General features: G+C 65.9%; 19 protein-coding genes. 13 read left to right on the top strand and 6 right to left on the bottom strand.

Translation table 11 applies throughout. The annotated features are described in order from the left end of the window. Window positions 1-22: 22 nt before the first annotated feature. The 4 genes from BIWAKO_RS01495 to BIWAKO_RS01480 all read left to right on the top strand — a co-directional run bounded on the left by BIWAKO_RS01495 (window position 23) and on the right by BIWAKO_RS01480 (window position 4,159). The gene (locus BIWAKO_RS01495; RefSeq protein WP_084651108.1) at window positions 23-1,018 is read left to right on the top strand and encodes a Bug family tripartite tricarboxylate transporter substrate binding protein; all 996 of its coding nucleotides are present in this window, start codon (window positions 23-25) and stop codon (window positions 1,016-1,018) included. 147 nt (window positions 1,019-1,165) lie between these two features. After that, a complete protein-coding gene (locus BIWAKO_RS01490) occupies window positions 1,166-1,654 on the top strand; it encodes a tripartite tricarboxylate transporter TctB family protein (protein WP_069877035.1) in 489 nt (162 codons plus the stop codon). A gap of 30 nt (window positions 1,655-1,684) precedes the next feature. Further along, window positions 1,685-3,196, top strand: coding sequence for a tripartite tricarboxylate transporter permease (locus tag BIWAKO_RS01485; RefSeq protein WP_069877034.1), 1,512 nt, complete (start codon window positions 1,685-1,687; stop codon window positions 3,194-3,196). Between the two features lie 45 nt (window positions 3,197-3,241). Beyond that, window positions 3,242-4,159, top strand: coding sequence for a dihydrodipicolinate synthase family protein (locus tag BIWAKO_RS01480; RefSeq protein ID WP_069877033.1), 918 nt, complete (start codon window positions 3,242-3,244; stop codon window positions 4,157-4,159). Between the two features lie 47 nt (window positions 4,160-4,206). Here the strand turns inward: BIWAKO_RS01480 and BIWAKO_RS37070 are convergent, their stop codons facing one another. Further along, complete coding sequence (locus BIWAKO_RS37070; protein ID WP_274533572.1) at window positions 4,207-4,341, bottom strand: hypothetical protein; 135 nt, start codon at window positions 4,339-4,341, stop codon at window positions 4,207-4,209. Between the two features lie 75 nt (window positions 4,342-4,416). Continuing rightward, window positions 4,417-4,770 carry a VOC family protein gene (locus tag BIWAKO_RS01475; protein WP_069882069.1) on the bottom strand — a complete coding sequence of 118 codons (354 nt, stop codon included), beginning with the start codon at window positions 4,768-4,770 and terminating at the stop codon, window positions 4,417-4,419. A 197-nt stretch (window positions 4,771-4,967) separates the two neighbouring features. Here BIWAKO_RS01475 and BIWAKO_RS01470 point away from each other — a divergent pair, with 197 nt between their 5' ends. From BIWAKO_RS01470 to BIWAKO_RS01445, 6 genes are all read left to right on the top strand, one after another. Then, on the top strand, window positions 4,968-5,723 hold the full coding sequence (locus tag BIWAKO_RS01470; protein ID WP_069877032.1) for a fumarylacetoacetate hydrolase family protein: 756 nt from the start codon (window positions 4,968-4,970) through the stop codon (window positions 5,721-5,723). A gap of 176 nt (window positions 5,724-5,899) precedes the next feature. Further along, on the top strand, window positions 5,900-7,912 hold the full coding sequence (locus BIWAKO_RS01465; protein WP_069877031.1) for an autotransporter assembly complex protein TamA: 2,013 nt from the start codon (window positions 5,900-5,902) through the stop codon (window positions 7,910-7,912). Next, window positions 7,912-12,231 (top strand): translocation/assembly module TamB domain-containing protein, encoded by a 4,320-nt coding sequence (locus BIWAKO_RS01460; RefSeq protein ID WP_069877030.1) that lies wholly within the window; start codon window positions 7,912-7,914, stop codon window positions 12,229-12,231. Before BIWAKO_RS01465 ends, BIWAKO_RS01460 begins: the two co-directional genes overlap by 1 nt. A gap of 407 nt (window positions 12,232-12,638) precedes the next feature. Beyond that, complete coding sequence (locus BIWAKO_RS01455; RefSeq protein WP_069877029.1) at window positions 12,639-14,015, top strand: porin; 1,377 nt, start codon at window positions 12,639-12,641, stop codon at window positions 14,013-14,015. Window positions 14,016-14,192: 177 nt separating this feature from the next. Continuing rightward, a complete protein-coding gene (locus tag BIWAKO_RS01450) occupies window positions 14,193-16,538 on the top strand; it encodes an OmpA family protein (protein ID WP_084651107.1) in 2,346 nt (781 codons plus the stop codon). Window positions 16,539-16,549: 11 nt separating this feature from the next. Next, window positions 16,550-17,332 carry a hypothetical protein gene (locus BIWAKO_RS01445; RefSeq protein WP_069877027.1) on the top strand — a complete coding sequence of 261 codons (783 nt, stop codon included), beginning with the start codon at window positions 16,550-16,552 and terminating at the stop codon, window positions 17,330-17,332. Window positions 17,333-17,404: 72 nt separating this feature from the next. Here BIWAKO_RS01445 and BIWAKO_RS01440 read toward each other — a convergent pair whose 3' ends face one another. Continuing rightward, window positions 17,405-18,298 (bottom strand): alpha/beta fold hydrolase, encoded by an 894-nt coding sequence (locus BIWAKO_RS01440; protein ID WP_069877026.1) that lies wholly within the window; start codon window positions 18,296-18,298, stop codon window positions 17,405-17,407. A 134-nt stretch (window positions 18,299-18,432) separates the two neighbouring features. Continuing rightward, window positions 18,433-20,514 carry a lytic transglycosylase domain-containing protein gene (locus tag BIWAKO_RS01435; protein WP_141739934.1) on the bottom strand — a complete coding sequence of 694 codons (2,082 nt, stop codon included), beginning with the start codon at window positions 20,512-20,514 and terminating at the stop codon, window positions 18,433-18,435. A 172-nt stretch (window positions 20,515-20,686) separates the two neighbouring features. Here BIWAKO_RS01435 and dapA point away from each other — a divergent pair, with 172 nt between their 5' ends. Genes dapA through smpB form a run of 3 tightly spaced genes read left to right on the top strand, consistent with a single transcriptional unit; the run spans window position 20,687 to window position 22,750 of the window. Next, window positions 20,687-21,580, top strand: a complete 894-nt coding sequence (gene dapA / locus BIWAKO_RS01430; protein WP_069877024.1) for a 4-hydroxy-tetrahydrodipicolinate synthase — start codon at window positions 20,687-20,689, stop codon at window positions 21,578-21,580. Between the two features lie 52 nt (window positions 21,581-21,632). Continuing rightward, entirely contained in the window at window positions 21,633-22,280 is a 648-nt protein-coding gene (locus tag BIWAKO_RS01425; protein WP_069877023.1) for an FMN-binding negative transcriptional regulator, read from the top strand. Beyond that, the gene (smpB, locus tag BIWAKO_RS01420; protein ID WP_069877022.1) at window positions 22,277-22,750 is read left to right on the top strand and encodes an SsrA-binding protein SmpB; all 474 of its coding nucleotides are present in this window, start codon (window positions 22,277-22,279) and stop codon (window positions 22,748-22,750) included. The genes BIWAKO_RS01425 and smpB overlap by 4 nt, the downstream gene beginning before the upstream one ends. A gap of 328 nt (window positions 22,751-23,078) precedes the next feature. On the opposite strand, the gene BIWAKO_RS01415 is transcribed toward smpB, so the two are convergent. Both BIWAKO_RS01415 and BIWAKO_RS01410 read right to left on the bottom strand, forming a co-directional pair. After that, window positions 23,079-23,813, bottom strand: coding sequence for a superoxide dismutase (locus BIWAKO_RS01415; protein WP_201788602.1), 735 nt, complete (start codon window positions 23,811-23,813; stop codon window positions 23,079-23,081). Window positions 23,814-23,933: 120 nt separating this feature from the next. Beyond that, window positions 23,934-24,554: a LabA-like NYN domain-containing protein gene (locus BIWAKO_RS01410; RefSeq protein WP_069877020.1), complete on the bottom strand. Its 621-nt coding sequence runs from the start codon at window positions 24,552-24,554 to the stop codon at window positions 23,934-23,936. Window positions 24,555-24,583 lie beyond the last annotated feature (29 nt).

The raw sequence follows: 24,583 nt of genomic DNA, 5'->3' as shown, positions 1-24,583 counted from the left end.
CTAATCACGAAGGGAGAAACGAATGAAAAAGACGAGCATTGCGGCTGGTATTGCAGTCGCGTTCAGCCTGGCCGGTGCAACCGCCGCGCAGGCCTGGCAGCCCACCAAGCCGGTTGAATTCGTGGTCACCTCGGGCGCCGGCGGCGGCACCGACAATTTTGCCCGCGTCATCCAGTCGATCATCACCAAGCACAAGCTCTTCGATCAGCCGATCGTGGTGGTGAACAAGGGTGGCGGCAGCGGCGCTGAAGGCTACATCCATGGCCGCGCCGGCAAGGGCGACGCCCACCGCGTCATCTTCGGCACCAATAACGCCTACCTGCTGCCTTACGTCGCCAAGCTTGGTTACAAGCTCTCCGATCTGACGCCGGTTTCGGCGCTGGCGCTGGACGAGTTCATCCTCTGGGTCAACGGCCAGGCCCCCTATGCCGATGCCAAGAGCTATATCGATGCGGTCAAGGCCAAGCCCGGCTCGCTCAAGATGGGCGGCAGCCAGTCGAAGGACACCGACCAGACGCTGACCTCGATGATCCAGGAAGCCGCTGGCGTGAAGTGGATCTACGTGCCGTTCCAGGGCGGCAGCGCAGCCGCCGTGCAGCTCGCCGGTGGTCACATCGACTCCAACGTCAACAACCCCAACGAGAATATCGGCCAGTGGAAGGCCGGCCAGGTGAAGCCGCTCTGCGTGTTCAGCCCGGTGCGTCTCGCCAAGGGCGAGGCGGTCTTCGAGGGCAAGGGCTGGGGCGATATCCCGACCTGCAAGGAAGCCGGCCTCCCGCTCGAGACCTTCCAGATGCCGCGCACCGTCTGGCTGCCGGCCGAAGTCCCCGCCGATGCGGTCGCTTACTACGCCGACATCATGGAGAAGGTCAGCAAGACGCCTGAGTGGCAGGAGTTCATCACCCGCACCTCGCAGACCGGCCGCTTCATGAAGGGCAAGGAATTCGCCGATTTCGTCGCCAAGGACGAAGCCGCGAACAAGAAGACCTTCGAAGCCGAAGGCTGGGTCGTCAAGTAAGACGGTTCCCTGCCGCCGGCCGGCCCACGGGCCGGCCGGCGGCAGGTCGTTTCCCGATTGGCCTTGTCCCGGCACCTTCGACAGGGCCGGGGCAGGCGCATTGAATGTGAAGAGACGGCTTGAAGCCGTTCGCTGGAGGAGGCTGCCATGATCACCCGCTTCTGGGCTGAATGCGCCATGGCCGTGGCCACGATGATCTTCGGGCTCGGCATCGTCCATGGTGCGCTGGACTTCGGCGTCGGCTGGGATTCGTCCGGGCCGCAGCCGGGCGCCTTCCCCTTCTATACCGGCCTGCTTGTTGCGGCCGCGAGCCTCGGCACCTTGGTGCTCACGCTCGGCAAGCGCTTTGCCGGAACCGGCAATCTGCAGGACGTCTTTCTCGATCGCGAGCAGGGCAAGCGCGTTGCCGCCTTCTTCCTGCCAATGCTGGCTTTCGTAGTGCTGAGCGTCACGCTTGGCATGTATGTCGCGACGGTCCTCTACCTCGTCTTCACCATGCGTTTCCAGGGGCGATACAGCTGGTTCGCCTCGCTCGGCACCGCCTTCGTGACGGCTGTTCTGTTCTATCTCGCGCTCGAAAAATTCTTCCAGATCGGCCTGCTCAAGGGGCCGCTCGAATCGTTCCTCGGCCTGTGATCATCTCCCTTTCCGGATCGGTGCCGCCTCATGGATAATGTCGCCTCCCTGATGCACGGCTTCTCGGTCGCGCTCACCACTCACCACATCCTGCTGATGATGGCGGGCGTCCTGCTCGGTATCCTGGTCGGTGTCCTGCCCGGCCTCGGCGCGCCCAACGGCGTGTCGCTGATGCTGCCGCTAACCTTCTCGATGGACCCGGTCTCCGCGATCATCCTGCTGACCTCGCTCTACTGGGGTGCGCTCTTCGGCGGCTCGACCACCTCGATCCTGTTCAACATCCCGGGCGAACCGTCCTCCGTCGCGACCACCTTCGACGGACACCCGATGGCCAAGCAGGGCAGGGCGACCGAAGCCCTGTCCTTCGCGTTCCTCTCCGCCGGCTTCGGCGCGATGGCGGGCGTCATCCTGATCACGCTGCTCTCCGGCTGGGTTGCCAAATTCGCGCTGAAATTCTCCTCGCCCGAGTATTTCGCGGTCTATTTCATGACCTTTGCCAGCTTCATCGGCCTTGGCGGAGCCACCCCCCTGAAGGCGATCGTCTCGATGGGCGTCGGCTTTGCGCTCGCCTCGGTCGGCATGGATTCGGTCTCCGGCAGCATCCGGCTGACCTATGATCTCGACGTGCTGCTTGCTGGCGTCAGCTTCCTCATCGCGGTCATCGGGCTGTTCGGCATCGGCGAATTGCTGCTGACCATGGAGGAGGGCCTGAAATTCGACGGTGTCCACGCCAAGGTCAGGATCACCGACGTTCTGAAAACCGCAGCCAAGCTGCCGCGCTACTGGCTGGCCCTGCTGCGCTCCAGCGTCATCGGCATCTGGATGGGCATCACGCCCGGAGGCCCGACCGCGGCCTCCTTCATGAGCTATGCCATGGCCAAGCGCTCCTCGCGCAATCCCGAGAAGTTCGGCAAGGGCGAGCCGGAGGGCGTGATCGCCCCCGAGACCGCCGACCACGCAGCTGGTTCGGCCGCGATGCTGCCGATGCTGGCGCTCGGCATTCCCGGCTCGGCGACGGCTGCCGTGATGATGGGCGGCTTGATGATCTGGGGGCTCAATCCCGGCCCGATGCTCTTCATCGAGCGCCCGGATTTCGTCTGGGGCCTGATCGCCTCGATGTATCTCGGCAACGTCGTCGCGGTCATCGTCGTGCTGGCGACCGTGCCGCTCTTCGCCTCGATCCTGCGCATCCCGTTCTCGATCGTCGGGCCGCTGATCGTGATCATCTGCTTCATCGGTGCCTTCACCGTGGCCAGCAAGGAATTCGACATCTGGCTGGCGCTGATCTTCGGGATCGTCGGTTACCTCTTCAAGAAGCTCGATTATCCGATCGCGCCGCTGGTGCTCGCCATGGTCATCGGCGACAAGGCCGAGGATGCGTTCCGGCAATCGATGATCTTCTCGCAAGGGTCGCTCTCGATCTTCTGGTCGAACCCGCTGGTCTCGACCCTGATGTCGATCGGTGTCCTGCTGCTGGTCATGCCGTTGCTCGGCTCAGGCCTGCGTCGTCTCAAGGGCGGCCGCGCCACGCGCCCGGCCTGACCGTTGCCTCGATCCTCCATCTCCTAGCGAAAACAGAGTCCGACCATGACCGAACCCTATAAGGGCATTCTGCCGATCGCTCCGACGATCTTCCACGACAATGGCGACCTCGACATCGAGGGCAACAGGCGCGTCATGGACCTGATGGTCGATCAGGGCGTCGACGGCATCTGCATCCTGGCCAATTTCTCCGAGCAGTTCCTGCTGACCGACGAGGAGCGCGACCAGGTCATGCGTCTCTCGATCGAACAGGTCGCCGGCCGCGTGCCGGTGATCGTCACGACCTCGCATTTCTCGACACGGATCGCGGCGCAGCGCGCCAAGGCCGCGGCGGATGCCGGCGCGAAGATGCTGATGATGATGCCGCCCTATCACGGTGCGCTGCTCAAGGCCGACGAGCAGGGCATGGTCGAGCATTTCAAGCATGTCACTGATGCCTGTGGCCTTCCGGTCATCCTGCAGGACGCGCCGCTTTCGGGCGTCACCATGACGGTTCCCTTCATGGTGCGGCTGGCGAAGGAGGTCCCGCTCGTCCGCTATTTCAAGATCGAGGTTCCCGGCACGGCGAACAAGCTGCGCGCCCTGATCGAGGCGGGCGGCGAGGCGGTCGTCGGTCCGTTCGATGGCGAGGAGGCGATCACGCTGATGGCCGATCTCGATGCCGGCGCGACCGGCACGATGACCAGCGCCATGATCCCCGACCTGATCAAGCCGATCCTGACCGCGCATGCCTCGGGCGATCGCAAGACGGCGGCGGCGCTCTATCGCGACGTGCTGCCGATCATCAATTACGAGAACCGCCAATGCGGCCTGCGCTCGGCCAAGGCGGTGATGAAGGAGGGCGGCGTGATCAGGAGCGAGGCCGTCCGCCACCCGCTGACCCCGCTGCACCCGAAGACCCGCGAGGGCCTGATCGAGTTGGCGCGCGAACTCGACCCGCTGGCGCTGCGCTGGGGGAAATGAGGCGGCGCGCCGCTGCGGCGCCCGCCTGAGAGACGATCAGCGTCGGGTCAATAGGACCCGATGCCGCCCGATGGCGGCGGCAGGTTGCCGCGACGGTCTCTTGTGATGAATTCCGGCGTCACCTGGAACACCCGGGACAGCCAGGTGATATAGGCCGACAGCAACTGCTCGATGGCACGCATGGGTTGCCTCCACATTTGCAGAAGCAACCCTAGCACGAAATGCGGCGTCTTGCCCGGGATTTCGGACCGAGGCGCCTATGCCTTCGTCCAGACCGCGAGCTCGTAGCCGTCCGGATCGGCGAAGTGAAAACGCCGCCCGCCGGGGAAATCGAAGGCCGGCTTGACGATGCGCCCGCCTGCGGCTTCGACCCGCGCCTGCGACGCGGGAAGATCATCGGCATAGAGGATGATCAGCGGCCCGCCGGGCTGCGGCGTGCCCTGGGTGGTGAATCCGCCTTCGAGACGGCCGTCGGCGAAGGCGCAGTATTCCGGGCCGTACTCGGTCATCGTCCAGCCGAAGGCTTTTTCGTAGAAGGCGCGCGCCCGGCCGAGATCGGAAACGACGAACTCGACATAGTCGATGCGCCGGTCATTGGGCGATGGGCTCATGACGTTCTCCTTCGATTCATGTTCGTCTGATCTGATGGAGCAGCCTCCGGTCATGATCCGGCAGGAGGCGAAGGATCAGGGGCGCTGCTGACGCGCATCTTGTTCAAGGGCGCCGTGCTGCAGTAGCAGCTTGGCAATCACCGGGCCTCCTGTGCACGATGCACATCCACAGGCTCAGACCGACAGGGGCGAGACGCATGCCGACGACGACCGAAACCTCCTTGCGTGAAGCCTTTGTGCGGGCGCGCCGCAGCCGCAGCCTGGTCGACATCGAAACGCTTCCCGTTCCAGCCGACCTCGAATCGGCCCTGACCGTGCAGGCCGATGTCAGCAGCGACATGGGCTATGCGCATCTCGGCTGGAAGGTCTCGATCACGGATGGGCGCGGGCTCGTCGGACTGATGCCCGGGCCGTTCCTGAAGCCCGGCGATACCTATCGCTCGGTGCCCGGAGCCGAGCTGCGGCTCGAGGTCGAGCTCGCCATCAGACTCGGGCGCGACATGCCGCGCCGTCCCGGCAAACCCTATAGCCGGGCCGAACTTCTGGAGCATTGCCACAGCGCCTTCGTCGGCATCGAGATCATCGAAAGCCGTATCGCCGACTGGACCCATGTCCCATTCCCGCTCTGGTTGGCCGATGCCATGGGCCATGGCGGCTATCTGATCGGCCAGGACGTTCCCTTCGAGGTCTTCGACGAGGTCGCGGATCTCACCTGCACGGTCGAGCTCGACGGTGACGTTCTCTATGACAAGCCTGCTTACCACGCCAATGGCGACCCGCTGACCCCGGTGCTGGCCTGGGCCAATCGTGAGACCGAGAGTGCGCTTGGCGGCCTCGTGGCCGGCCAGATCATCACCACCGGCAGCCTTTGCGGCGGTGTTCTGGCGCCCAATCTCGGCCCGGTCATCGCCAGGCTCGATCCGTTGGCCGCGATTTCCTTCGCGCTCGCCTGACGTCGGTGCGAGGCAGCTTGCAATCGAGCCCGATTTCGCCGCGCGGCCCGAGGCAATTATCCCGGGCGGCAGGAGTGCCAGGGACAGCTTTGACGAGCAGAATTGTGGTCATGACGAGGCATGACCACAAAATCATCTCATTCTATTGGTCTTGATAGTGTTGCGTTGGAGGATTGATGCGGGGTTTGCGGCGTAGGGTGCGCGGGGTTGCAGGCGGAGGCGGTTTCGCTTTCGCCGCTATGCTTGCGATCCAGCCGGTGCCTGCCGGGGCTTTCGACCTCTCCTCGCTCGACATATTCGGCCTGTTCGGCTCCAAGGATAAGCCGCCTGCGGTCAGCAGCACGACGCTGCCCTATCAGCTCGAGTTCGACGTGAGCGGGGCCACCGATGCCAAGGCCCTGACGCAGACGCTGCGCGACGCCTCGCTGCTTTACCGGCTCAGGCAGGATGCGCCGCCCGATGGCGAGACCCTGGCCCGGCGCATGGTCGCCGATCTCAACCCGCTGATCGATGCCCTGTGGTCGCAGGGCTACTTCAACGCGGATGTGACGATCGCGGTCGACGGCAACGGTCTGCGCCTCGGCAATGAGCCGGGCCCGGCGCTGGTGCGCGCGCTCGAGGCCTATCGCAACAAGGCGCCGGCGCCGGTCACCGTGCGGGTTGCGACCGGCCCGCTCTTCAGCCTGCGCAATGTCGAGGTCGTCGAGCAGGGCAAGGGCGGGGGCGGCGCCATTGCCGATCCCTACAAGGTCGCGCGCCTGAAATCGGGCGATCCGGCGACCTCCGCCGCCTTGCGTTCCGCGCAGTCGTCTCTGGTCGATTACCTGCGCAATCAGTCGCGCCCGCTCGCCAGGGTGGTTGCGTTGCGTCCGGTCGTCGATCACGCGGCGAAGATCATGGATGTGACCTATGTCGTCGAGCCCGGGCCGGTCGCCGGTTTCGGTGATGTCGGGATCGAGGGTACGGTCGATGTCCCGCCCCATGTCGTTCGTTCCTTCATCTACCTGGAGCCGGGCGACCCCTATTCGCCCAAGGCGCTGGCCGACACGCGCAAATCGATCGCCTCGATTCCCGCCATCGGCTCAGCCCGCATCCGCGAGGCCGATCGGCTCGACGTCAATGGCAACCTGCCGATCTTCGTCGATATCACCGAGCGGCCGAAACGGCTGATCGGCTTTTCGGCCCGCTACTCGACGATCGATGGCCCCGCAGTGAGGACCTATTGGGAGCATCGCAATCTCTTCGGCGGCGCCGAGCGGCTCAGGCTGGAGGGGGATCTCTTCCTCGCCCCGCGCATCGACGGCACCAAGATCCAGAGCTTCGGCGATTTCGAGCAGTCGGATATTGGCGGGCGCTTTGCCTTCAGCTTCATGAAGCCGGCGCTGAACGGCACCCGCTACGACCTGCTGGTCGACGGTTTCGCGACGCGTGAGCGTGTCGGCACCAATCGCTATGGCGGCTATACGGCCCGCTACGCCAATGCCACTACCAGCATCCGCCGGCGCTTCAGCGACACCTTCTCGGTTCAGGCCGGGCTCGAGGTCGAGCGCGGCCAGACCAGCGACGTCCTCGGCCAGATCACCTACACCCTCGTCGGCATCCCGCTTTCGGTGAGGTACGATTCGACCGACAGCCTGCTCGATCCGACCCGCGGCGTTCGCCTGACAGCCTCGGTGGCGCCTTACCCGACCTTCCTTGGCTCGACCGTCGGCATCGTCCAGGCCAAGGCCGCGATCTCCTCCTACTATGCCCTCGATGAGGATGCCCGCTACGTGCTGGCCGGCCGCATCGGCCTGGGCTCGCTGGCCGGTGCCGCGCTCGACGAGATCCCGGCGACGCGGCGCTTCTACGCGGGCGGCGGCGGTTCGGTGCGCGGCTACGCCTATCGCACGCTGTCGCCGCTAGGCCCCGACAACCAGTTGATCGGCGGGCGCAGCCTGTTCGAAGGCTCGGTCGAGGCGCGGATCAAGATCACCAACACCATCGGCATCGTGCCGTTCTTTGATGCCGGCATGGCGTTCGAGGACAGCTTCCCCAACTTCAAGCAAGCGCTGCGGATGTCGGCCGGCCTCGGCTTGCGCTACTATACGCCGATCGGCCCGATCCGGTTCGACGTCGCCGCCCCGCTCAATCCGCGCAAGGGCGACAAGCCGGTCGCGGTTTATATCAGCATCGGGCAGGCCTTCTGATGCGCAACCGGCTTACCCTTTCGCGCCTGGCGCTTCTCGCCCTGCTGCTGGTCGCGGGGCTGGTCGTCTCGGCGCGCTTCGGCGGCTTTGCCCAGAATGCCCAGAATGATCGCGGGGTTCTGGCCGACCTGATCTCGCGCGCGTTGTCGACACCGAACAGCCAGGTCTCGATTGGTGCGGTCGACGGCGCGCTGTCGTCAGACGCGACGATCCGCGATGTGGTTCTCTCCGATCGTGACGGTGCCTGGCTGAGGGTCGACCGCGTGCGGCTGATCTGGACGCGAACGGCTCTGCTGCTCGGCAGGCTCGAGGTCGACCGGCTCGAGATCGGCAAGCTCGAAATTTTGCGCAAGCCGATCGCCGATCCAGCCGCAGCGCCGACCAGCGACCAGCCGCTCCTGCCGGAATTGCCGGTCAAGGTGAACATCACCGCCTTCCAGCTCAACGAGTTGTCGCTGGGCGCCCCGATCGTCGGCGTGCCGGCCCGGCTGGGCGCAACCGGGGCAGCATCGCTGGGCGCTCCATCCGAGGGGCTGTCGCTGCGTCTCGAGGCGCGCCGTCTCGACGCGCCGGGCGAGTACACGCTCAGGCTCGGTTTCGTGCCGCAGACCACTCGCCTGCAGATCGCCGGCAAGGTCGACGAGCCGCAGGGTGGCCTGATCGCGCGTGTCGCCGATCTTCCGGACCAGCCCCCGGTCAAGCTCGACCTCAATGGCGATGGCCCGCTCGACGCCTTCCGCTCGACCCTGACCTTCACGGCCGGTCCGACCATTGGGGCGCAAGGCTCGGCCAATCTCTCGCGCGTCGGTACTGGCCGCGACCTTGCCCTGGCGCTCGATGCCCGCATCGAGGGGCTGATGCCGGCGCCGGCCGCACCGATCTTTGCCGGCTCGACCCGTCTCGACGGCACGGTCGGCTTCGTCGATGACGGTGCCGTCGACCTGCGCAACATCGCCCTTGTCTCGGCGCTGGCGCGCCTCGATGTCGCCGGCCGCTACGGGGCCGACAAGAACCTCGATATTCGCGTCACGGCTGCAGCCGTGCCCAATGCCAATGGCCGCACCGTTGCCGCCGGCAGCGAGATCGGCAAACTGGCTCTGGATGCCACCGTCAACGGCCCGGTGAACGGGCCGCGCGTCGTCGCCTCGCTCGACGCGCAGGATTTGCGCCTGCCGGCCGGTCGCCTTGGCAAGCTCGTGGCGAAGTTCACCGCGACGCCGAACGGATCGATCGGCAATGCCGACACGCGCATCGCGCTTGTCTCGGACGGCGAGGCGACGGGCGTGGCCCTGGCCGATCCCAAGATCGCCCGCGTCGTCGGCGAGCGCATCATCTTCACGCTGCGCGGGACAGGGCGGGGCGAGGGGAGTGTCGATTTCGAGACGTTGCGGCTCGCGATGTCCGGTGTGGAACTCGACTACAAGGGGCAGCTCGGCAAGGCGCGTATCCTGGGGCAGGCGCGCGCGGTCCTGCCCGATCTCTCGCGCCTCAGCGGCCTTGCCGGCCGCAAGCTTTCAGGCAAGGCGCAACTCGGCGCCGATCTCGATGCGGTGCCGCGCCAGAACATCTATTCTGCGAGCCTCGATGGCCGCGGCGAGCAGATCGGGACCGGGGAGCCGGCGCTCGACCGCCTGCTCGCCGGCAACCTGACGCTTGCCGGGCGGGTCGGGACGCTGGCCGATGGCGGCGTGAATGTCAGTGGCCTGCGTCTCGCCGGGCAACATGTCGCCTTCACCGCCGATGGCGGCATCGGCCGCGAGCGCTCGGATCTGCGGGCCGCCATCTCGCTGCCTGACCTGAAACGGGCCGATCCACGCCTCTCCGGCAAGGGCGAGGTCACGGCACAGCTTACCGGACCGCAGAACAAGCTCGACGCCTCGGCACGGATCGCGGTGACCAATGCGAGTGCGCTCGGTCGCCCGATTCCGCGGCTGTCGATCGATGCCGCGATCCGTGACCTGCAGGGCGCGCTCGAGACGCGGGCGACGCTCGCCGGGGAGATCGAGGGCAAGCCCGCGACCGGCACACTGCAATTCGCACGCCTGCCCGACGATGCCTGGGACCTCTCGAAGCTCGATCTCGCCATCGGCTCGGTGAAGCTGACCGGCGCGGTTACGCTCGACCAGGCCAGGCGGGCCGCCGGCCGGCTGACGCTCGCCGCTCGCAATCTCGACGATCTCTCGGCCCTGGCCCTCACCAGGCTCGGCGGACAGCTTGATGCGGACCTCACGCTCGCTCTTGTCGAGGGGCGGCAGAACCTGGACCTGAAAGCCAAGGGCACGCGCATCAATGCCGCCGGGGTCTCGCTCGACAAGCTCGATGCCAGCGTCGGAGCCACGGATCTCCATGGCCGCCCGGCGATCGACGCCGCGATCGCCATCGATCGCGCGGTTATCTCCGGCGAGGCGATCAACGCGATCCGCTTCGATTCGAAGGGCGGGCGGGATGCGAGCGCCTTCACCCTCAGCGCCAATGCCCGGGGCTTCACGCTCAATGGCGCTGGCCAGCTTGTTCCCGGCGATCCGCTGCGGCTCGACATCGCTTCCTTCGATGCCCGGCGCGAGGGCAAGCGCATCACTCTCGCCAACCCCGCTTCGCTGAGTTTCCCCACTGGCGGTGTCGAGATCTCGAAGCTCGTGCTCGCCATCGATGCCGGCCGGCTCAGTCTTGATGGCCGGGCGGGCGAGACGCTCGATCTGCGCGTGAATGCGAAGGACATCCCGCTTTCGGCGGTCAAGCTGGTAGCCCCGAAGCTCGATCTGTCCGGCACCTTGAACGCCGAGGCCCAGATTTCCGGCAAGCCGGATGATCTCGCCGGTCCCTGGCAGATCCGGATCGCGCGGCTGGTCACACCCGAAACCCGGAGTGCCGGCCTGCCTCCGGTCGAGATCAGCGGCAACGGTCAATTCTCTGGCCGGCAGACCAGCGTCGAAGCGACGCTGACGGCCGGACGCGGCGCCAATCTCGCGGTTCGTGGCACGGCGCCCCTGAGCGCAAGCGGTGCGCTTGCTCTTTCTGTTCAGGGCAAGCTCGACGCTGCTCTCGCCAATGCACTGCTCGCGGCGCAGGGGCAGCGGCTGACCGGCGCAGTGACGCTCGACCTGCGGGCCGGCGGCACGGCGGCCGCGCCCGAACTGCATGGCATTGCGACCCTCGCCAATGGCAGCTTCACCGACGCTCTCCAGGGCGTGCGGTTGACCGGGATCGAAGCGCGCATTGCTGCCAATGGCGACAATCTGCGGATTGAGCGCGCGGTTGCCCGCGCGGCCAATGGCGGCACGTTGTCGGCGTCGGGCCAGGTCCGCGTCGACCCCGCCGCCGGTTTCCCGGGCGAGATCAGAATCGAGGGACGCCGTGCCCAGCTTGTCTCGAACGGAATCGTGACATCGGTCGCCGACCTCAATCTCGCGATTGCCGGTCCCCTGGCGCAGCGCCCGCGCGTCGATGGGCGTGTCGATATCATCTCGCTCGATGTCGCGGTGCCGGACCGGTTGCCGGCCTCATTGCGTCCCGTCGACGGAATTCGTCACGTCAATGCGAAGGGCGCTGCGGCTGTGCGGCTTGCCGCGCAACGCAAGGCGGTGCGCAACGCCGGCCGGGGCGGGCGGGCGGCGCCTGCCTTCGATGCCGCACTCGCCGTGACCATCTCTGCGCCGAACCGCGTCTTCATCCGTGGACGCGGGATCGACGCCGAGCTTGGTGGCGAGCTGCGCGTCGGCGGCACGCTCTCTGCCCCCGTGCTCGATGGCGGCTTCGATCTGCGGCGCGGCCGCTTGTCGGTCGCGAGCCAGCGGCTCGATTTCAGTCGCGGCCGACTGACTTTCACGGGTGGGGTGATTCCGGAGCTCGATTTCGTTGCCGAGACCCGCGCCTCGGACGTGACCGCGCGAATCCTCGTCACAGGGCCAGCGGACCAGCCCGTCTTCGCCTTCACCTCCCAGCCCGAGCTGCCGCAGGACGAGGTGCTGTCGCGTCTGCTCTTTGCCCGTGCCTCCGGCTCGCTCTCGCCGTTCCAGGCCCTGCAACTGGCGCAGACGGCCGCTCAATTCGCGGGGACCGGCGGCGACGATGCCTTCGAGAAGCTGCGCAAGTCGCTCGGCGTCGACAATCTCGATATCCAGATGGGTGCCGGCGGCCCCACCGTCGGTGTCTCCCGCTATATCGGCGACAATGTCTCGATCGGAATCAAGGCCGGCGCCAAGCCCGAGGATAGCGGCATCTCGATCGGCATCGATGTAACGAAGCGGCTTCGCATCCAGGCCGAGTCCGGTGCAGATGGCAGCGCCGCCGTCGGCGTCGGCGCCGAGTGGGAATACTGACCGCGCCAGGGCGCTCCGTTCCGGATGCCTGCAGCTGAGTCGCCGATTCCGATTCGAACAGGCCGTGATTCTGCCGCCTTTTGCCTTCAGGACAGGTCCAGCCGGGGCGCGCGGTTAATGGCTGGTAAATTTCGACCCTCAAAGCGTGGCGCGCCTGCAACACCGGGTTTCAAAGCACCCCCTTGGGCCTCGCGGCGGCGTGATCTCGGTTGATCGGCCACACGGCATTCGTATGGTGAAGATGCGTCGGGACGTTCCCGGTCGCTGTTTTTCGTCTTCGCCTCTGAATGGTTCAGGGACGTGGGCGAAAGACCGGGATAGGCGGGTTCGCCGGTTTGGTCTCCTGGGGCCGATCGTCAAGAACACGCCGAAGCCCGAGGGTCTCGAAACTCTTTTGGAGGTTACCAATGAAGCTCGTTAAGAGCCTCCTCCTCGGTTCTGCCGCCGGCTTCGCCGCGGTCGCCGGGGCTCAGGCCGCCGATCTTCCCTCGCGGAAGGCCGCTCCGGTCGAATACGTTCGCGTCTGCACCGCCTATGGCAGCGGCTTCTTCTACATCCCGGGCACCGATAGCTGCCTTCGCATCGGCGGCCGTCTCCGCGCTGAGTACACCTTCGGCGAGCGTTGGGGCGACCTGCAGGATTCGTACGGCACCCGCGCTCGCGGTCGTCTGAACATCGACCTGCGCACCGCCACCGCTTACGGCACCCTGCGCACCTTCATCCGCTATGACGTGACGGTTTCGACCGGCCCGTACGGCTACGGCGCGCTGAACTCCGGCGCGATCTTCGCGAACGGCGCTGCTGGCGCCAACAGCAACTCGACCGGCATCAGCCTCGACAAGGGCTTCATCCAGTTCGGACCGATCACCGCTGGTCGCGCGCAGTCGTTCTTCGACTTCTACGCCAACGACCTCGGCTTCAGCTCGCTGCGCGGCTCGGACAACAGCCCGAACCTGTTGGCCTACACCGCGACCTTCGGCTCGGGCTTCTCGGCGACGATCTCGCTCGAAGACCGCCTGGCCGGCCGTAACGCGGTCGTCCGCAACGCTCTCGCCTTCAACGGCGCTGCTCCTGTCCTCGAGGGCAGCGAGTATCCGGACCTCGTCGGTGCGTTGAACGTGACCCAGGGCTGGGGCTCCGCTCAGCTGTCGGGTGCTATCGGTCAGCGTAACGTTGCCAGCTTCGCGCCTGGTACCATTGGCAATGTCAACGCTATTCGTGGCGGCGACGAGACCGCTTGGGCCATCCAGGGCGGTCTGAAGTTCAACCTGCCGATGCTCGCCGCTGGCGACGTCCTGTGGTTGCAGGCAGCTTACGCTGAGGGCATGGGCTCCTACCTCGGCTACGGCGGCAACTATGGCTACGGCCGTCTCGGCTTCCTCGCCGCTGCGGACATCGTCATCGACCAGACCACTGGTCGTTCGAAGCTGACGAAGGGCTTCGCCCTCACCGCTGGCCTGAAGCACTACTGGACCCCGACCATCCGTTCGGAAATCTATGGTTCGTACTCTGAACTTGACATGGGCGCCTCGATCCAGAACGGCCTCTTCGCCCAGCAGGGGAACGTTCCGGTCAAGCTGAGCCCGAAGGAGTTCATCATCGGCACCAACCTCGTCTGGACCCCGGTTTCGGGTCTCGATATCGGCGTGGAAGTTCTCTACTCCAAGGTTGAGCTGAAGAACCGCATCGGTCAGGTCGACAACTTCGGCGTCCGCAACGGCAACCTGCTGATCAAGAGCGACGACGCCCTCACCGGCCGTCTGCGCATCCAGCGCGACTTCTGATCGGTTCTCCGATCCTAGTCGGAAGCCCCGGGGAAACCCGGGGCTTTTTTCGTTTGGATATCGTGGGTTAGGCCGGCTCACTCCCTTGACATGGTGATCCGAACCGTCCTGACTTGTCAGCGTGGGGACGGTGATCGGTAAGGGCCTGACAAGTCTGCGCCGACGCGGGGAGCGGGAATGGCGCAGCCGGCAAACTGGTTATGGGGGCTCGTGCCGCTGGCGCTGCTCTGGAGCGCCGGTAATTTCTATCTCGACGATGCGGTCCAGGACGATGTCAGCCGCCGCGCCATAGCGGTGGCGACTCAGGTTGCGGGCGAGGCGCCTGGCGCAAGACCTGTCATGGCGCTGGTTGCCGGGCGCGACGTGCTGATCGGGGGGGAGGCCCTTTCGGCCGATGGCGCGGCCAAGGCCATGGTGCAGTTGCGCGGTGAATTCGGCATTCGCCGGGCGCTCGGGGGCCTGTCCCAGGTCGTCGCGCAGAAGCCCTATAGCTGGTCGGCGACGCGCGAGCGCGATGCGGTGACGCTGAGCGGCTTCGTTCCCGACGAGGCGACGGCGACTGCCAATATTGCTGCGGCGAGTGCGGCCGTGCCGGGACTGCGCGTCGACGATCGCCAGATGCTCGCATTCGGCGCGCCCGCCGGTTTTGCCGCCGTGACGCAGAAGATCCTCGGCGAGCTGTCCGGACTCTCGAGCGGCAAGGTGGCGCTGGACGACACGCGTTTCTGCATCGAGGGCAAGGCGACGACGCCGGAGCGCTTCCTTGCGTTGCGCGAGACCACCGGATCCCTCGGGCAGGGGGCATTCACGCCAGTCGAGTGCAGCCTCGAGCCGCCGACGATCACGCCCTATCGCTGGGCTGTGGAGAAGAGCGCGGATGGTGGGGTGGGCGTCACCGGTTTCTACCCGTCGGATGACGCCAGGCAACAGATTTCAGCGGCCTTGCGAAAGAGCTTTCCCGAGCCCGCCCGCATCGACGATCAAAGCAAGCCGGCCCTGGGCGAGCCGGGCGCTTTCCTGGCCAAGGTCACGCGCGCCATTGGCGATCTTGCCCGGCTCCGCAGCGGCAAGGCCGAGCTCGATGCCGGGAGCTACAGGCTGTCTGGAGACGGGCCCGAGGATTTTGAATCCTGCCAGGCCTTGCAACTGCTGATCGCACAGACCGACGGGCCGGATTCGGTTGCGCAGGCCAATATCATCTGCCCGCCGGCGCCTCCGCCCATGCCTCCCCTGCCGGACATTCCTCCACTCTTCGTCCCGGCAGAGCCTCCAGCGCCTTCGGAGCCTTCAACGCCCCCTGCGTCTCAGCGCGGTGAATTGCCAACACCCGGCAGCTCGCACGCCAGTGCCGGTGAGGTGAAGGCGCCCATCCCGGTCCTCGCTCTGCCCGAGCGCACGGTTCCTCTGCAATGGCGGGCGGAGAAGACCGAGCAGGGCGTCGTGCTGAGCGGCCTCGTTCCCGACGAGGCGGCGAGGCAGGGAGTGCTGCAATCTGCTGGCCGGGGGGCGACGGCCGGCCGGGTCACCGATCGCATGACGGGCGAAGCGAAGCTGCGCGATGCTCCCGATTTTGGAACGGCGACCGGCTTCCTGCTGGATCTGCTGGCTAAGATGAGCGGCGGCGTGGTTTCCATCGAGGGAACGCAGGCATCTCTGTCCGGTGCCATTGCCGATGAAGAGGCCTGGCGCGCGATCGAGGCGGCGCTCCGGCAGCAGCCCCTGCCGGGAGGCCTCACCGGCGCGCCGGAGCTGGCCGGCCTTGGCCTGCGCCCCTATGGACTTACGATTTCGGCGGATCGCTCTGGCGTTGGCCTGTCCGGCTATTTGCCTGATGAACAGACGCGCTCGGCGCTTCTGGCATTGCTGGATGGCTCGCCCTTGCAGGGCAAGATTCTGGACGAGACCCGCATCCTGCCAGGCGCGCCCGTCGGTTTTGGAGGCGCGGCGCGCGTCGCGGTGACGGATCTGCTCAGGCTGGATCTCGGCACCGCGCGCCTGGTCGATAACAGGGTCGAGCTCCAGGGGTTGACCTGCCGCGAGCTGATCAAGGGCGAGGTCGAGACCAGCGCCGCGAGCGGGCTGCCTGCGGGCTTTTCAGGCCAGGCGGAGATCGGCTTGCGCCAGACCGGCTGCGTGACGGAACCGCCCAACACGTGCCAGAACGACCTCGATGCCCTGACCAAGCGCCAGTCCGTGCTGTTCGGCCAGGGCACAGCCATGGTCGTGCTCGATGCGACCACGGAACGGGCCGTGGCGGAAGCATCCGCGATCCTCAAGCAATGCCCGGATGTGCGCGTCACGGTCGAGGGGCATGCCAATCTCGATGGCGAGCGGCGCGGGTTCGACAATGTCGATCTTTCGAACCGGCGCGCTCGGCGCGTGCTTGATGAGTTGGTCATGCGCGGCATCAGTGCTGCCCGGCTCGAACCGAAGGGCTTTGGCGCGCAACGACCGCTCGTTCCCCATGACGAGCCGGAGGCGAAGGCGATGAACCGTCGCGTCCAGTTCACGGTCGAGAAGTAGGGATTGCTGGCATGCTCTACCTGGCCACCCAGTTCGCCTGGTTCCTGCTCGCGGCCTTCGGCATCGGCCTCGCCATGGGCTGGATCACCTGCACAGGCGGGAAGGTCCGTTTCTGGACCAGTCCGATCACCCTGCTGGTGGGCGTCTGGGCTGTAGTCGCCGCGCTCACCTGGTTGCAGGTGGTGAATGGTGTCGCGGCGCTCTGGCTGGAGACCGCGCTCCTTTATGTCGCAGCCTATCTGGCGGGCTGTTGTCTCGCCTGCTTTGCCCGCTCGATCTTCGCCCATCGCGATTCCGTCGTTGCCATTGCCGGCGCCAATGTCGGCTCGATCCCGGAGGCGCCGCCTGCGCCGGCTGTCGCTGTCGCGAAGCCGGCACCCGCGCAGTCGGCCTCGCTGCCGGGCAAGGTCGAGGGTGAGGATCTGATCCCCGGCAGGCGGCCATCCGGCCTTGTCGCGCCGCGCAGCGGAAAGGCTGACGATCTCAAATTGATCAAGGGCATCGGTCAGCAGAACGAAGGCAGGCTCCATGGCCTCGGGATCTGGCATTTCGAGCAGATCGCCGCCTGGACACCCCAGAACATCGAGTGGGTCGGCCATTATCTCGCCTTTCCCGGCCGGATCGAGCGTGAGGACTGGGTCGCCCAGGCGCATTCGCTCGCAGCCGGCATCGAGACCGAGTTTTCGGCACGGGCCCGGGCCGGGGAGGTCGCGACCTCGCGTGACGATGGTACGCAGGGGCAGGGCAATGTCGCCGGCATCCCCGAAGACGGAGCCGACGGCAAGCGGCCGTAAGTCCTCGATTCCAGTCGGCCCCGGCGTGTCGCTCCCGCCGGGCGATGGCAGAGGAGGGGCTGGTCCTACGGCTCAGGCGGCGCGCTTTTCCGCCTTGCCGATCAGCTTGCCGATGCGCCGCACCATGTCCTTCGATCCAAGCAGGGGCGCATGGCCCTGTCCCGGTGCGACGAAGATCTCGCAATCGGGATGGCGCTCTCCCATCTCGCGCAGCGTCTCCTCCGAGAGAAGATCGGAATTGGCGCCACGGATCGCCAGAATCGGCACGGCGTTCAGCCCGGCGAAATAGGTCCAGAGCAGGGGCAGCGGGGCCTCGAGGTCGAGCTCCTCCAGGATCTTCATCAGATTGGGGTCGTAATCGGTGACGAGATGTCCATCGCGCTCGGTCCAGGTCCGTCGCGCCATTGTCTCCCATTCCCTTTCGCCGAAAGCGGGGAATTGCTGATCAGACAGGCGTTTGAGGATTTCGGCGCCTTCGACAAAGCTGCGCGGGCTTGGCAGCTTGCCGACATAGCCGCGGATCCGCAGCAATCCGCGCGCATCGATCACCGGGCCGACATCGTTCAGGACGACGCCCTTGATCATGGCCGGGCGCGCCGCAGCCAGCGCCATCGTCAGCAGGCCGCCGCGCGAGGTTCCGACGAACACGGCGGCCTCGATACCGGCCGCCGTGAGCAGCTGCATCAGGTCGTCGAGCTCGACGCGAATATCGTAATTGGCCCAGTTCCTGTCGTAGTCGGAGCGCCCGCGCCCGCGGTAATCGAGCGCCAGGACACGCCGTGGCTTGGCTTCATCCTGGGCGAGCGCCGTCGCCAGTTCGTGGAAGTCGGCAGCCGTTCGCGCCAGCCCCGGCAGGCAGATCACCGGCAGGGCGTGCGAGGCGAGGGGGCCGTAATCGCGGGCGTGGAGCTTCAGGCCGTCGCGGGCACTGATAAAGAAGGAGCGGAAACCGCTATCAGAATCCATTCGCCCTCCGGCGGCGCTGCAAGAGGCTGGACTAAAGCATCTTCAGGCGAAATGGGCACTGGCCCCAGTCAAGAAAATCCGCCGGAACGGAGCAGGCCAGGGGATCTCCGACCCCGAAGGGGCGGAAATCTCAGCTAATCCCTCGTCCAGGTCCGCTTCAGGTCGTAATCGATCAGATAGGCGGTACGCTGGTTCAGCCTCTGCCGATAGACCTGCAGATTCTCCATCACGCGCTGGACGTAGTTGCGGGTCTCGTAGATCGAGATGCGCTCGACCCAGTCGACGGCATCGACATCGCGCTTGCGGGGATCGCCATAGGCGTCGATCCAGCGCTTCACATTGCCGGAACCGGCATTATAGGCAGCGAAGCTCAGGATGTAGGAACCGCGCCATTCCCGGATGAGGTCATTGAGATGGGCGGCGCCCATCTGTGCCGAATAGAGCGCGTCGCTGCCGAGCCGCGGAAGGTCGAACGGCATATTGGCGCGTCGTGCCGTCTCGCGGGCCGTCGCCGGCATCATCTGCATCAGCCCGCGTGCGCCGGCATGCGAGACCGCATTGGGATCAAAGGCGCTTTCCTGCCGGGCGATGGCGTGGACGATCGCCCGTTCCATGGGGTCGCCCAGCACCGGGAAGTCCGGCACGCCGGAGGTGGGGAATGCGGCCGTGTCGAGCGGGAAGCCCCGCTGCAGGGCGGTCTTGCCGATCGTCAGCAGGGTCCTGACATCGCCTTCACGGCTGGCGATCGCGGCCACGGCTTCCAGCGCGGTCGTCGTATGCAGGCGCTGCGACAGGTCGACCAGCATGGTGGCGGCAAGGTCGCGCGCGCCGATCTGGTAGAGCAGGCGCACACCCTGATGGCCGGGCAGATGTTCAAGCGCCGCCGATTCCGTTGTGCGGATCGGCAGGTCCGGCAGGCCGAGCTTGGCCCGGGCAAGCTGACCGTAATAGGCGACCGGATGAGCTGCCGCGCGCTCATAGGCTTCCTGGGCGCGCTCGGTCAGCCCGATCGCTTCGGCAGCGCGGCCTTGCCAATAGGCGACGCGCGAGGCCGAGACCGGCGTTTCCGCCCATTTGGCTGCCTCGTCGAAATGGGCGAGAGCCAATCCGGGCTGGTCCCGGAACCGCAGCGCGATCCAGCCTGCGTGCCATTCCGCGTCGATGCGCTCGGCGGCGCCTTCGGCGCCATGACCGGCTGCGACCTCATAGGCCTTGGCGGCATCGCCTTCGTCGAGAAGCTTCCGGGCGATCAGGCGACGTTCCGTCCACCATTCGTCGCCATCGCCGAGCAGGGCCGGGTCGCGCGGCACCTTGGCGAGAATTTGCGCGGCTTCGCCGGCCTTGTTGGCGCGCCGGGCCTGCTGCGCCTGCAGAAAGGCGAAGGAGACATCGTTTCGGAGCGACGCCGGCACGGCCGCTATCAGCGCGGGCGCGATCGTGCCCTTGGACTGCGCGCTGGCGAGCCGCGCCTTGGCGAGCAGGACATAATCGGCGGAGACGCGCGCGGCATTGCGCAGCGCCGCCGCATTGTTCTCCTCAAAGAGATAGCGTTCCGTGCGCAAGCGATGGTCGGTCGCCGTCAGCCGGTCGCCGAAGCTGTTCAGGACGATCGCTTCCAGCGGCTGGCCAAGATTGTCACGCCGCCAGGTCTCGCGGATCAGCACCATCGCATCGTCGGGCTTGCCGTCCGCTTTCAGGGCCATGGCGAGCGCCACGCGGCCGACCGGGCTGACCGGTCGCTGCGCATGGAAGAAGGCCCGGATCACGGTCACGCTCTTCTTCTCTGCAATCAGCGCGGCCTCTGCGCGGCGGCGAAACAATGACGTCGCGGGATAGTTCGGATAGGCCTCCAGAAATGCGTTGATGCGGGCAAAGCCCACCGTGCTGCCGCCGTAGCGGATCGCGGCCCATTCGAGCATGGCGCGCGTCGCACGGTCGTCGAAGGCCGAGGCGAGGGCATCGCCCTCGGCCACAGCGCCACGACGGTAGGCCTCGACCGCAGTCTTGAGGGCGCCCTGATTGGCTGGCGCGCCGGCGCTCAACGGCTCGTCGGGCGAGCGCAGGAGCGCAGCCGTCGTCGAGGGATCGGCAATGGCCGCAACACGGTCCCGCTGCAGGACATGGTCGGCGTCGTTGGTCGCTTGGGCGCTCGCAGTCACAAGGAGCGCAGGCACGGCCCATGAAAGGAGCCGTCGAGAGGCAGGCAGCCGTACCATGGTGGATTTCCCCGGGATGGCGCTTGGACTTCGATGGTCGGCGAAGGGTCTTGATGGACCGTTAACTGAGGTGCAAGCGTTTTTTGACGGGTTTTCGTCTTTGCGCATGCGGTGGGAGGCGGTATGTCTGTCGCCCGCTACACACGGATTTTGTTCTTAGGACGGCTCGATCATGACCAAGCATGCGCCTATCACCGGCTCGCTCACAGCCTTGGTGACGCCGTTCAAGGGCGGCCGGATCGACGAGGAAGGCCTGCGCGCACTGATCGCCTGGCAGATCGACAGCGGCAGCCATGGCTTTGTCCCCGTGGGCACCACCGGCGAGAGCCCGACGCTCAGCCATGACGAGCACAAGCGAGTCATCGAGATCTGCCTCGATGCGGTAAAGGGTCGCGTCCCGGTCATTGCCGGAGCCGGCTCGAACAACACCGCCGAGGCGATCGACCTCGCGATCCACGCCGAAAAGGCCGGTGCGCCGGCGCTGCTGGTCGTCACGCCCTATTACAACAAGCCGACCCAGGAGGGCATGTACCAGCACTTCAAGGCGGTGAACGACGCGGTCGGCATCCCGATCATCATCTACAACATCCCGCCGCGCTCGGTGGTCGACATGTCGGTCGAGACCATGGCGCGGCTCTACGAGCTGAAGAACATTGCGGGCGTCAAGGACGCGACCGCCAATCTCGCCCGTGTCTCGCAGCAGCGCCACGTCATGGGGCCGGATTTCATCCAGCTCTCGGGTGAGGACATGACGGCGCTGGCCTATATGGCGGCCGGCGGCCATGGCTGCATCTCGGTTGTCGCCAATGTTGCGCCGCGCCTCTGCTCCGAACTGATGGTGGCCGCGCTGAAGGGCGATTTCGCTGGTGCGCTGAAGGTCCAGGACCGCCTCGTGCCGCTGCACGACGCTGTGTTCAAGGAGCCGGGTCTTGCCGGTGCCAAGCATGGGCTCAAGCTGCTCGGCCGGATCGAGGAGGAGCTTCGCCTGCCGCTGGTGCCGGTGACGCCCCCGACCGGCAAGGTTATCCGCGAAGCCATGGTTCACGCCGGGCTGTTGAATGCCTAGATAGAGAGTTGCGTTCGCCCGGGGTGCTCGGCGAACCGCCCCGGAGCCGCTGATGTACGAACCGAGCCATTTCAAGGTTGAAGACCGGGACGCGTTGCACGGCGTCATTCGCGCGAATCCGCTCGCCCTGTTGGTGACGGCCGGCGCCGACGGCCTTCTCGCCAACCCCGTGCCGTTCGTGCTGCATCCGGAACTCGGCGAGCAGGGGCTGTTGCGTGCGCATCTGGCGCGCCCAAACCCGCAATGGCGCGCCATTGCCGCCGGGGCCGAGACGCTGGTCGTGTTCACCGGGGTCGAACGCTATGTCACGCCGGCCTGGTATGCCTCGAAGCAGGAACACGGCAAGGTCGTGCCGACCTGGAACTATGTCACCGTGCAAGTGCGAGGCCCGGCCCGCGCCATCGAGGATGGCGCGTGGCTGCGCGATCAGCTCGAGTCCTTGACGCGGCAGCAGGAAGCGCCGCGCACCGAGCCGTGGTCTGTCTCCGACGCGCCCGAGCCCTTCATTGCGGCGCAGGCCCGCGGCATTGTCGGCATCGAAATCGAGATCGCCTCGATCATCGGCAAGTTCAAACTCAGCCAGAACCGGCAGGACGCCGACAGGCTGGGAGTTCTCAACGGCCTGAGTACTGACCCCGAAATGGAGTCGCAGGCCATGGCGGGTCTCGTGAAGACCTATGGATTTGGTCACCCGGCATGAGCAAGCCTGATCCCGAGCGCTACCGCCTCGCAGCCGATAACCGCAAGGCGCGTTACAATTACGAGATCATCGAAACGCTCGAGGCCGGCATCGCGTTGCAGGGCACGGAGATCAAATCCCTGCGCGGCGGCAAGGCGACGATCGGGGAGAGCTATGCCGGACCGATGGGGACCGAACTCTTTCTGTTCAACGCCCATATCCCGGAATATCTCGAAGCCAACCGCTTCAACCACGATGTTCGCCGGCCGCGGAAGCTGCTGCTGCATCGCCGTCAGATCAACAAACTGATGGGCGCGATCCAGCGCGACGGCTTCACGGTGATCCCGCTCAAGGTCTATTTCAACGACAAGGGCAGGGCGAAGGTCGAGCTCGGGCTTGGCCGCGGCAAGAAGCTGCATGACAAGCGCGAGACCGAAAAGACCCGCGACTGGAACCGCGACAAGGCGCGGATCATGAAGACCGGCGGCTGAGCCGACAGGTCTTTCCGCAAGGCGATCGTCAGGCAAAAGGGCCGCGCGAGCGGCCCTTTTCCTTTGTCGGGGCGTCCGGGTAAGTCTGCAGCCACAGCATCGGCCCGAAAAGTGGATCGCGGTTTTCGGGAAGGCCGATGCACACACGGAAAGGTCGCATCGGCCCGAAAAGTGGATCGCGGTTTTCGGGAGGGCCGATGCACACACGGAAAGGTCGCATCGGCCCGAAGAGTGGATCGCGGTTTTCGGGAAGGCCGATGCAATCACGGAAGGTTGCATCGGCCCGAAAGTGGCTTGCGGTCGGGAACGCCGATGCACCCAGGGAAGGCTAGATCATCGCCTTCATGAAATTGGCGTTGGCCTTGTCCCAGTTCACCGTCTTCCACCAAGCCGCCAGATAGTCGGCGCGGCGGCTCTGGTGCTTGAGATAATAGGCGTGTTCCCAGACATCGACACCGACGATCGCCTTGGCGCCGAGTTCGAGCGGGGTGTCCTGATTGGCGGTGCTAACGATCGCGAGCTTCTTGTCCTTGCCGACGACCAGCCAGGCCCAGCCGGAGCCGAAGCGGCCCAGGGCAGCGGCGTTGAGCTTGGTCGCCATATCGCTGATCGAACCGAGCGAGGCCTCGATCGCGCTCTTGAGCTCGGGCGAGGGCTGCTCCGCGCCGCCCGGCGTCATCAGCTCCCAGAAGAAGCTGTGGTTCCAGTGGCCGCCGACATTGTTGCGGACGCCGGTGCGAACGTTTTCGGGCACCGCGCTCAGGTCGGCCAATACGGTCTCGATCGGCGTCGTCCTCAGGCCCGCCCATTGATTGGCCAGCGCGTTGGCGTTGTTCACATAGGCCTGATGATGGGCGGTGTGATGGATGCGCATGGTGGCCGCGTCGATATTGGGCTCCAGTGCCTCATAGGCATAGCCGAGCGGCGGCAGCGTGAAGGCGGGTGCAGCCGCCGGTGCGGCGGGAGCAGGCGTAGCCTGCGCCAGGACGAGGGCGGGTTTGGCGATGACGAAAACGCCCGCGGAGCTCCCCGCGAGCCCGGCGAGAAAATGACGGCGATGCATGATGAGGCCTCCCAGTCCCGTTGTAGCCATAGCCGGGCCCGGCCGAATCACATGCAGCCTGGGGCCTCGCTCCAACGGTCGTATCACAGCCCCTGACCACACGTCAGTGGTGTGCCGACATCAGCCTTCAACCGGTTCGTCACCCTGGCGGATGCCATAACGGCGTTCCAGTCCGGGATGGCCGGGCGTGCCGGCCGCGGCACTGCGCGGAGCGCGCTCCGAGGGGTCGCGCCCGATTTTTGCCATGAGATGCGAAAGGTCGAGGAACTCGTCGCATTGGCGGCGCAACTCGTCTGACACCATGGGGGGATTGGTCGTGATGGTCGAGACCACCGAGACCTTCACACCCTTGCGTTGCACCGCTTCAACCAGTGGGCGAAAGTCACCATCGCCCGAGAACAAGTAGATCTGGTCAAGATGCGGAGCAAGTTCGAGCATTTCGATGGCGAGCTCGATATCCATATTGCCTTTGACCCGGCGGCGACCAGTCGCGTCGGTGAATTCTTTGGCTGCCTTGGTGATAACCCGATAGCCATTATAGTCGAGCCAGTCGACCAGTGGTCTGATCGACGAGTATTCTTCGCTTTCGACGAGCGTGGTGAAGTAGAAGGCCCGGATGAGGTTGCCTCGTGTCTGGAATTCCTTCAGCAGTCGGCGGTAATCCATATCGAAGCCAAGCTGCTTCGACGTGGCATAGAGGTTTGCCCCATCGATAAAAAGCGCGATGCGCGGCTCCGCCATGGCAACGACTCCAGTAAAAAACGACTCAA

It is taken from the genome of Bosea sp. BIWAKO-01 (genome assembly GCF_001748145.1).
Taxonomy (GTDB): Bacteria; Pseudomonadota; Alphaproteobacteria; order Rhizobiales; family Beijerinckiaceae; genus Allobosea.
Note: the sequence above shows the minus strand (reverse complement) of the source record. Positions and strands in the feature narration are given on the sequence as shown.